Source organism: Nocardia sp. NPDC004123, assembly GCF_053603795.1.
Genome location: NZ_JBSGGG010000029.1, coordinates 91,492 through 100,355, shown reverse-complemented (window position 1 = coordinate 100,355; position 8,864 = coordinate 91,492). Strand labels below are relative to the sequence as shown.

Below are 8,864 nucleotides of genomic sequence, written 5' to 3'. Positions count from 1 at the left end.
CGAACCGACGATGGCGGGTGGCACACGCCGACCTGCGATAACAGATCCATCCGGCTCGCAGGGGTTATCTCCGATATCTCCTGTGGCCGGCCGACCGGGAACCGAACACCATGACAACCGCTCCATTGCCTCTTGCTTACGGATACGTGCGCGACGATCTACTCGATGGTCGCGAGTCGGATTCGAGTGATGACCGGCTGCGCGATACCGCCCGCTCGCTCGGATACGAGCTCGGCGCGGTATTCCACGAGCCCTCACCGCAGAGCGCCACACTGCCACCGGCGTTCGTCGAGCTCGTCCACGAATGCCGTCGAGCCGCAGCACACGCGGTGATCACCCTACGCGGGCACATGTCGCAAATGGCCGTGTGCCGGATGGTGCTGCTGGAGATCCTCGACGTGCGGACCGGCACCGCCGTTTACGAGGTCTAGAACGTACTCATCGGCCGATCCACCGACCGAATTCAGCCGATGAGCGAGGACACGACCGGACGTCACCGTAACTTGACATAATCGCTTTGCTTATTGGTGACGAAAACTGTTGCAACACAACACAATCCAGGGGAGGGGCCGGGGGAGAGACCCCAAACCGCCCTCGTGCGACGACACCGGCAATACCCTGTCCACACAAACATGAGAGCACCGAACACGGGACCGTCGATCGCCGAAAGACGACCGTGAGCCAGATCCGGAAATCCACCCGCATCCGAGAGCGCCGACTAGCCGCTCAAAAACACCACATCACGTCACGCCAGACACATACGTCACAGTGACGCATCCTTGGGTGAATGACTATGCGGGAACATGAATCAAACCCAGACCAGCATCCAAGTTTGCCTGGATTTCGCCAGCCTCGTTCGCCAGTTCGAGTTCGCCCAGAACGTGTGGATCAACGACAAAACGTTCCACGAACTCGGCAACGAACACGACCCGATCGTGGACACCCAGGACGGCACACTCGACTACTCGATCCCGGGCCGGCCCCTCCGCAAAGAACAAACTCAGCTTGCGGCTTTCACCAGCGAAAACGCGATGCAGAATCCCTGCTCGATCATTACCCGAGCAGTAATGATCGAGGCGAAGTCGAGGAATATCTCACGGATGGATGCCGGGTGGTCGGCCGCATGACCGGCGGCTCCCATGCGCAACATCACCTCGGCGGTGCCGGCCGGGCCGAAACGCACGGTGTTTTGACTGCGAACCCGTTGAACCGCAATGGTTTTGCTGTCATGGCGTCCGTGTGACCAGACGTCACTGCGCACGCCGTTCGAACAAACCTGCCGGCCTCGATCGGCGACTGTCAGGGCCTATGCCCGGAGTTCCAGGCTTTGTGGACGAACTCGAGTCGGTTGCCGTCGGTGTCGGCGACATTGGCGGCGTAATAGCCGGGGGCGCAGTAGGTTCGGTCGGCCGGCGGTCCTTCACCGGCGAGTTGAACAAGAAATAACAACACCCACAACCATTCTCATGATGCCCCGGGTCTGGCGCCTGGGGCATCACGGCGTTAGCGCCCTGGTCAGGGCTGCGCCGAGGCGGTTGGCTTCGGCGCAGGGTTCGCCCTCGCCGGTCTGGGGGCGCACATTGACGAACTCGGCGCGTACGCGATGCTGCAGGCGAGCCGCCCACAGACCCTGCTTGGCGCCGAAGCTGTCGATCAGGGAATCGACTTGGGTCGCGGCGTGGGGCACCAAGGTCTCGTTTCAGCGAGCGTTGAGGCGTGCGAGCTTGTCGGGATTGCCGATGGCCCGGATCGCGACCACGTGGTTGTCATGGGACTCCAACGCGATCACGACCATGACGGGGCCCGCGAGTGACACGACCACCCCTGGCTCGCCGTTCACCGATGCGACCCGGAAGTCGGCGCCCGCTCCGAACAGTGTTCTGGCGAGCGTGACGCCGACCAGCTCGGCGCCGACCAATGGTCCGACGGGGGCGCCGGCGACTCGCCCGCCGGAGTCGAATTCGCCGACCACGTCGTGAGCCAGTACCTCCATCAGCGCCGCCAGGTCGCCGGTGGTGCAGGCGTGTGCAAATCTCTCGGCGACCGCGCGCGCCTGTGCTGGTGAGACCTCGAACCGCGGCTCAGGGTTGTCGCGCAGCGCGGCTCGCGCACGACTGGCCAGCTTCCGGGCCGCGGCCGGTGAGCGGCCGACCACCCCGCCGATCTCCTCGAAGCTCACTCCGAAGACATCGTGGAGCACGAACGCGACGCGTTCGGCGGGGCTGAGGGCGTGCAGCGCCGCCAAAAGCGCCAGGCGCACGCTGTCATCGAGGGTGACCTGATCTGCGGGATCGAGATCGGTGCCAGCCTGCTCGACGAGCGGCTCGGGCAGCCACGGCCCGACGTAGCGGGCCCGGGTGCGGTCGGCGCGCAGCCGATCGAGGCAGACTCGGCCCGCAACGGTGACCAGCCAGCCCTCGACGTCGTCGATGCCCTCGCAGCCGCGGCGGGTGAGCCTGGCGAAGGTCTCTTGCACGGCGTCTTCGGCGTCGACGAGGGTACCGAGCATGCGGTAGGAGACGTCGAGCACCCGCCGCCGGTGTGCGTGCCAAGCCTGCTCGATGATGTCGCTCATACATACCTCCGACGAATGAGCCTGGTGAAATGTGACCGTCACATACGACCGCGCCGGCACGTCCTTAGAGATATGACCCTTACTACCAAACCCGCTCGGACTGACTGGCTCACCACGCAGGATTGGCCGCATCCGCTGTACGCGTTCGACTTCGACGGGCGCCGCGTCGTCTACACCGATACCGGCGGTGACCGTCCGGTCCTGCTCATGGTCCACGCCGGACTCTGGTCGCTGCTGTGGGCCGATCTGATCAGTCACCTCGAGGACCGGTACCGGTGCGTTACCCTCGATCTGCCCGGAACAGGACTCTCCGATCCCGGCGAGGCCACGGTGGCATCGGCCGCGCACACGATCACAGCATTCATCGACCATCTCGACCTCAACGCCGTGACACTGGTCGTACACGACCTCGGGGGCCTGGCCACACTCGCTGCTGTACACGATCGAATCGACCGCGTGGCCGCACTGGTGGCCATGAACACCTTCGGCTGGCGGCCCCGTGGCATGCTGTGGCTCGCACTGCGATTCTTCGGCTCGGAGCTGATGCGGGAGGTCGACGCATGGCTTGGGTTGGTCGCCTGGGCGAGTGCGACAAGGTTCGGTGTCGGCAGACGATGGAACCGCACCCGTAAGACTGCGTGGCGACGTGGTCTGCGCGACCGCGACCACCGCCGGTTCTTGCACCGAATGTTTCGCGACGCGACCCGCGACCGCGCCACCGCCACATGCGCAGAAAGCACGGTCACCGCGCTGGCTGGCCGGCCGATGATGACGGTATTCGGGCGACTCGGCGACTACTTCTTCTTCGTTCGGCGTTGGCGGCGACTGTTCCCGGGCCTGACCAGGGTCACCGTGCCCTGGGGGCTGCACTTTCCGATGGCCGACAACCCGCAGCTCGTGGCCGATGCCATCGACCGCTGGCACCGCAGCCACGTGGCCCGTGCTCAACCGTGAATCCAGATCCCACTGCCACCTTCCGGTCGGCTACCGACCCTCTGATTTCGCTTTGGCCCGTCACCGACGGCGAGGGTCGGCCGGTCGAGGTATGCCTTGTGCCGCCAAATCTTTAGGTCGGAGTCCACCTCTCCGCGGAACCTCACCATGACCGCTGCCCGAATGAGGTAGGCGATCGCACTCCACAGCCAGCCCGGTCGGCGGTCGGGTCGGCGGACGCTGACGGCCAGACGCAACTCGAGGGTTCCGGCGTCCGTGGGAGTCGGCATCACCAGCTGTCGCAGAGCCCATCCGGTCCCGAGGAAGCGGTCCAGGTCGGGTAGGCGGGTCTCGACGCGGCTGAAGCCCAATCCGTCTACGTAGACGTCGAAGTCGACGTTCAAATGGCCGATGACCGGCACCCGGGCCAGGCGTGCGCTGTAGGCGCTGCGCAGGTAGGGGCCATCTGTTTCCAGTGGCCGGCGGACCGTGACGGCCCCGAACTGATGCAGGGTCGACAGGGGCCCGAGATCAACAGAGTTCTCGGATACCTCTTGCGGATGTCCCCCGGTGAGTCGAATCACATAGTGCTGCAACGGTATCCAGCACTCATCTGGATCCGCGGAGACTTCCTCGACTTCCCACTGCGGGTCGCCGCGGTCGGGACCGTGCCACACCAGGATCGTGCCCAGCACCTCCCGCGCATGCAGCATCGCCAGCCGCGCCGTGCGCGGCGGCGGACCGTACGGGTGAGGTGTTGCCGCACAACGGCCGTCTGTGAGATCGAACTCGAAACCGTGGAAGGGACAACGCAGCAAGTTCCCGCCCGGGGTCACGGTGCCGCCCTGGCCGAGATGGGCACCGAGATGCGGACACGTGGACTCGGACACTGCAAGACGGCCCGATCGGAGGCGAGTCAGAACGACGTCACGGCCCGCGAGACGGCGCGTGATGACCTGCCCAGGCCGAACGTCCGCACTGCCCGCAACAGCGAACCACCCGAACGGAAAGGGGGGCAGCGGCTGCGGGTGCGCTGGTATCTGGCCGCAGTCGGTTTGCTAGTGGTCGCAGGAGTGGTCGGCACTGTGACCCACAGCGGTGCCGTAAGCGTGGTGGCAGTGGGGGTGGTCTTCGTAGTGTTGATGGGCCGGAAGTTCCGGGCAGCGCATCGCGAGGCGATAGCCCGTGATGCCGCCCGCCGCGCTGGATCACGGACTCCGCCGCCGGCGTAGGTCCTGACTGCAGTTCTGCGCGCCCCGGATCCCGCCGATCAACTTTGTCGCCCGCAGGCCGCTCTCGCCGAAGCCGAACACGCCGCGGAGCGCAGCGGTTTTCAACTGCCGACTTCGACCGCGCGGCGCAGATCGGTGCAGTAGGACCGAGGTTGTTCCCAAGCCGCGAAGTGGCCACCTGCCTGGTGTCTCACGTAGTCGCGGATATTCAGGAATTCCTCGGCGTAGGTTCGCGGCTCCGGTTTGAGGTCGTGCGGGAATACCGACAACACGGTCGGCGTCTCGATGCGGCGGGGCAGGCTGACCGGTTCGGTGTAGGTGGCGAACGAGGTGCCGATCGTGCCGGTGACCCAATAGGCCGTGACCCAGGTGAGCAGCTCGTCTGGCGTGAAAGCCGAAGTGTCGGACCAGGATTCCAGCTTCTCGATAATCCACGCCGCGAGGCCGGCGGGTGAGTCGCAGAGGGCGACGGCAAGGGTGTTCGGCCGGGTCGACTGTATGGCGATATAGCCGCCCTCGGTCCGGAACCATCGTGCCGCATGCGTGAGGTAGGCCGCCGCGTCTGGTGCGAGCGTCGCAGGATCGGCGGTGAGCGCGCGGTGCGGGGCGATGTTGGTGAGGTGCAGGGCGGCGACGCGGTCGGGGTGCTCGCCCGCGAGGACTTCCGCGACGGTGCCGCCCACGTCGCCGCCGGACAGCGTGTAACGGGAATAGCCGAGTTCGTCCAGGGCGTCAGCGATGATCCCGGCGATCCGGTTGACCGACATTCCGGGCGTGGTGAGCGGAGGAGCGAACGGGAAACCGGGTAACGCGGGCACCACCACGTGCATGTCCGCAAGCAAGGGCAGGACGCGTTCGAACCGCAGCACAGAGTCCGGCCATCCATGCAGCAGCACGACCACCGGGGCGTCCGGGTTCGCAGATCGCTGGTGGATAACTCGTAGTTCGGCACTGCCCGTCTGCACTGTCTCCCAGGGGAATTCGCCTATGCGGCGCTCGTGCACGCTCCAGTCGTAGGCGGTCGCCCAGCGTTCGAGCAGATCGTCGAGGCGGGTGCCGCCGAGGCCGCGTTTTGCGTCCTCACTCCACGGGATCACCACCCGCCGTGTCCGCCTGAGCCGTTCCCGCGTCTCGTCATTCATGTGTATCAACATACACATGATGTGTATGTTGATACACATGAATGTGCGCGATGCGGCCGCCACCCGTCAGCGGATCCTTGAACACGCGCGGCGCGAGTTCGCCCAGCGCGGATACACGGCCGTCACGGTCAAAGGCGTGGCCGACGCAGCCGGGGTCTCACCCAACCTCATCACGCGGTACTTCGGCGGCAAGGACGGACTCTTCCTAGCGGCAGCCCAGGTGGAGATCCCAGTCTCGAACTCCTTCGACGGCGACCGTTCCGAGTTGGGCACACGACTGGCCGCAAGCATCGTCCAGCGTTGGTCGGCTGCATCGGCGGAGGATCCACTGCTCGTGCTGCAACGCGCGTCCGGCGAGCGTCCGGAGGCGGCCGAGGCGCTGGCCGCCTTCCTCGACACGAACTCGTTGGAACCGCTGTATCTCTATCTGCGCGAAACCGGTCTCGACGATGCGGAAGCCCGCAGCAGAGCCGCCGCGATCGACGCCTTCGTGCTCGGCGTCTCCACCCGTCGCCGGGTCCTGCGCTCCGAACTCGGCAACCCCGCCGACCTCGAAGCCTGGCTCAGCGTCACTATCCAGCGCCTCGCCGACGGGTGACATGCAACCAGAATGCTACGTAGCCAGGGCCTACGTCTCCGCCTCGCTGCATCGATCAATCAGCAACGCGCCCCAACACCTCCCGAATGGGTAACGTCAGAGCTCGCCGTCCCGCAAGCCGCTCTCACCGAAGTCGCCCAGGCCGAACACGTCCGCGGACACCGCCAGCGCCGTTCAATCGAAGGAACCCCCCGCTCACGGAACCCGGCCAGCCTGAGCACAAATGGCACCTCGGAAGGCGAAAGCGGTTACGCCGTACGACATCTGGTCGCGATCCACTTCCAGTTCCAGATTGCGGTTTCGAGATCGGATGCCTGGATGAAGATGTCGGACTTGCCGCCGCGGCTGTACACCTCGCTCTGGGCCCCGGGACGGGGCGCGTTCCCCCATCAGCGGCGGTTCGTCACTGTGACGTAAGGGAATGGGGGAGTGGGGACACCCGAGGCTACCCCAGGGGCCCAACTGGCAGGACCAGCCCCCGACCGACGCCTTCCGTCACGCCAAACACCCATCGCCGCATCGGGCTTCGTTGACGCGCGAGCCTCGGCACACACAATGCACGCCCGGGAAATTGTTCACGTACGCATCCATCCACAAGCAAGCGCGACAGCCGGCACAAAGAGGCCGACACACGAAGCGACGCATGGGCCGCGTCGGCCGGGGCCGACACTTCGAATTGAAATAATTACTTACTATCGGCGAAAACTGTTGCAAAACAAAGGAACCCAGGGGAGCAGTCCAAACTCCGGACCATCCGGGAAAGACATGCGAGTCCCGGCGCCGGCCCACCCGACACGCACGAGCCCGCCACACACCGTCCGGAAAAGCCCTGCACGCCACGGAGAATCAAAACCCCAGGACACCGCACGGAACAGCAAAGCGGCGGCCGAAATCCGGAAAGACCTGCACGTCACGGACGAAGTCACACACGCACCAACAGTCACATACGTCACAGTGACACAACATGTCGACGCATAATTATGCAGAAGGCATTGAATAATCCGCCGCACACGCAGGTTTCCCGGATGTATCCACCCGATCCGGAGCGCACGCACCCTCGACGGACCACACGCAACTCTTTCCGGATCGGACAACAGCAGGTTAAAGAAGCAGTTTCAAGATCAACTACCATGCCGTAACCGCGCCGATAATCAACACTATGTAAAGTTGTGTAGATGTCGGTGCCCACTGACATCCTTTTGCTATGACAGCCCCTTCCCCCGACGAGCTCATCCGCTGTTCGCAGAGCAAGGGTTGTGGCGAATGGAAGCCCCGGTCGGCGATGGCACAACCGGGTCCACGCGCTCCACTGTGCGCAGCCTGTTACCAACGTGCCCGCCGGGCACACCAGGGTCCAGAAATCGCTCGCCGCCCAAATCTGTGGTCCAAGTACCGGATCCGAGTCGACGAATACGACTCCATGCGCGCGAGCCAGGATTTTCGGTGCGCAATCTGCGCCATACACGAATCCGAGATCGACATGTCACGAGTCGGCGGCCGACCACGCAAGGACGGGCGCGCGCTCGAAAAGATTCCTCTCGCAGTCGATCACGACCACCACACTGGCGCGGTGCGCGGGCTACTGTGCCCTGGCTGCAATGCAGGCCTCGGGAACTTTGCCTTTGCCGACGACCCGCATCGCCTGTCGGCGGCTATCACCCACCCAAGGGCTCGACCAACTGGCTCCAGGCAGCAGCTGGGACTGGACACACTGCTCCCCGATCTCGATCACGGCTGAGGGTCGGATGTCCGATGTATGCCAGCCCCGATTCCGGGTACGGCTCCCGCCGCCGGGGAATCGAGTGGGCGTGATCGTGGCGATCGGCGTCGCCGGTGGTGGTGTCGCGGTCTGCCGCCGGGTGATCATTTTTTTGGGCGCCGATCCGGCCCAAAGACTTGATTGATTCCAGAAAAAGGGGCAGACTTCGGGTTGTGCCCACGCCTACGGATTTCGAGCGCATGTTGCGCGGGGCCGCTTTGCGTGTGACCGCACCGCGGCTGGCGGTGCTGACCGCGGTGCACACTCACCCGCACTCGGATACGGACTCGATCCTGGGGTTCGTGCGCGAGACGCTGGGTGGAGTTTCACACCAGGCGGTGTACGACGTATTGAAGGCTCTGACCAGTGCGGGGCTGATTCGCCGCATTCAGCCGATGGGGTCCGTGGCGCTGTACGAGACGCGCGTCGGGGACAACCATCACCATGTGGTGTGCCGGTCGTGCGGCGTGATCGCCGATGTCGACTGCGCCGTGGGCGACGCGCCCTGCCTGACCGCGTCCGACGACAACGGTTTCGCGCTCGACGAGGCCGAGGTCATCTACTGGGGCCTGTGCCCCGAATGCTCGAAAATTACTGCGACACAAGACAAGTAGCGGCCACAATC

Annotated in this window: 9 protein-coding genes and 2 pseudogenes; 6 read left to right on the top strand and 5 right to left on the bottom strand. The window is 64.8% G+C overall.

From position 1 onward, the window contains the following. Positions 1-110 precede the first annotated feature (110 nt). Both ACWEQQ_RS35455 and ACWEQQ_RS35450 read left to right on the top strand, forming a co-directional pair. A complete protein-coding gene (locus ACWEQQ_RS35455; protein WP_452351271.1) occupies positions 111-431 on the top strand; it encodes a hypothetical protein in 321 nt (106 codons plus the stop codon). Between the two features lie 414 nt (positions 432-845). Further along, a pseudogene (locus ACWEQQ_RS35450) lies at positions 846-1,022 on the top strand (peroxidase); the annotation flags it as partial. Positions 1,023-1,495: 473 nt separating this feature from the next. On the opposite strand, the gene ACWEQQ_RS35445 reads toward ACWEQQ_RS35450, so the two are convergent. Both ACWEQQ_RS35445 and sigJ read right to left on the bottom strand, forming a co-directional pair. Beyond that, a complete protein-coding gene (locus ACWEQQ_RS35445; RefSeq protein ID WP_452351270.1) occupies positions 1,496-1,687 on the bottom strand; it encodes a hypothetical protein in 192 nt (63 codons plus the stop codon). Positions 1,688-1,699: 12 nt separating this feature from the next. After that, on the bottom strand, positions 1,700-2,575 hold the full coding sequence (sigJ, locus tag ACWEQQ_RS35440) for an RNA polymerase sigma factor SigJ (protein ID WP_452339936.1): 876 nt from the start codon (positions 2,573-2,575) through the stop codon (positions 1,700-1,702). Positions 2,576-2,590: 15 nt separating this feature from the next. On the opposite strand from sigJ, the gene ACWEQQ_RS35435 reads away from it, so the two are divergent. Continuing rightward, the gene (locus ACWEQQ_RS35435) at positions 2,591-3,529 is read left to right on the top strand and encodes an alpha/beta fold hydrolase (RefSeq protein ID WP_452351269.1); all 939 of its coding nucleotides are present in this window, start codon (positions 2,591-2,593) and stop codon (positions 3,527-3,529) included. Here ACWEQQ_RS35435 and ACWEQQ_RS35430 read toward each other — a convergent pair. The 3 genes and pseudogenes from ACWEQQ_RS35430 to ACWEQQ_RS35420 all read right to left on the bottom strand — a co-directional run bounded on the left by ACWEQQ_RS35430 (position 3,520) and on the right by ACWEQQ_RS35420 (position 5,882). Then, positions 3,520-4,221, bottom strand: a complete 702-nt coding sequence (locus ACWEQQ_RS35430) for a hypothetical protein (RefSeq protein ID WP_452351268.1) — start codon at positions 4,219-4,221, stop codon at positions 3,520-3,522. The two genes, ACWEQQ_RS35435 and ACWEQQ_RS35430, sit on opposite strands and share 10 nt — an antisense overlap. 45 nt (positions 4,222-4,266) lie before the next feature. Then, positions 4,267-4,527, bottom strand: a pseudogene (locus ACWEQQ_RS35425) (Rieske 2Fe-2S domain-containing protein); the annotation flags it as partial. 314 nt (positions 4,528-4,841) lie between these two features. Then, the gene (locus ACWEQQ_RS35420) at positions 4,842-5,882 is read right to left on the bottom strand and encodes an epoxide hydrolase family protein (RefSeq protein WP_452351267.1); all 1,041 of its coding nucleotides are present in this window, start codon (positions 5,880-5,882) and stop codon (positions 4,842-4,844) included. 43 nt (positions 5,883-5,925) lie between these two features. On the opposite strand from ACWEQQ_RS35420, the gene ACWEQQ_RS35415 reads away from it, so the two are divergent. The 3 genes from ACWEQQ_RS35415 to ACWEQQ_RS35405 all read left to right on the top strand — a co-directional run bounded on the left by ACWEQQ_RS35415 (position 5,926) and on the right by ACWEQQ_RS35405 (position 8,853). After that, entirely contained in the window at positions 5,926-6,480 is a 555-nt protein-coding gene (locus ACWEQQ_RS35415) for a TetR family transcriptional regulator (protein ID WP_452351266.1), read from the top strand. A 1,204-nt stretch (positions 6,481-7,684) separates the two neighbouring features. After that, positions 7,685-8,218 (top strand): endonuclease VII domain-containing protein, encoded by a 534-nt coding sequence (locus ACWEQQ_RS35410; RefSeq protein WP_452351265.1) that lies wholly within the window; start codon positions 7,685-7,687, stop codon positions 8,216-8,218. A gap of 221 nt (positions 8,219-8,439) precedes the next feature. After that, positions 8,440-8,853, top strand: a complete 414-nt coding sequence (locus ACWEQQ_RS35405) for a Fur family transcriptional regulator (RefSeq protein ID WP_452351304.1) — start codon at positions 8,440-8,442, stop codon at positions 8,851-8,853. Positions 8,854-8,864: the final 11 nt, after the last annotated feature.

Coding starts and splice junctions, on each gene's coding strand:
- ACWEQQ_RS35455 (WP_452351271.1), top strand. CDS start 111: ATGACAACCGCTCCATTGCCTCTTGCTTACGGATACGTGCGCGACGAT.
- ACWEQQ_RS35430 (WP_452351268.1), bottom strand. CDS start 4,221: ATGCTGCATGCGCGGGAGGTGCTGGGCACGATCCTGGTGTGGCACGGT.
- sigJ (WP_452339936.1), bottom strand. CDS start 2,575: ATGAGCGACATCATCGAGCAGGCTTGGCACGCACACCGGCGGCGGGTG.
- ACWEQQ_RS35410 (WP_452351265.1), top strand. CDS start 7,685: ATGACAGCCCCTTCCCCCGACGAGCTCATCCGCTGTTCGCAGAGCAAG.
- ACWEQQ_RS35420 (WP_452351267.1), bottom strand. CDS start 5,882: ATGAATGACGAGACGCGGGAACGGCTCAGGCGGACACGGCGGGTGGTG.
- ACWEQQ_RS35435 (WP_452351269.1), top strand. CDS start 2,591: ATGAGCCTGGTGAAATGTGACCGTCACATACGACCGCGCCGGCACGTC.
- ACWEQQ_RS35405 (WP_452351304.1), top strand. CDS start 8,440: ATGTTGCGCGGGGCCGCTTTGCGTGTGACCGCACCGCGGCTGGCGGTG.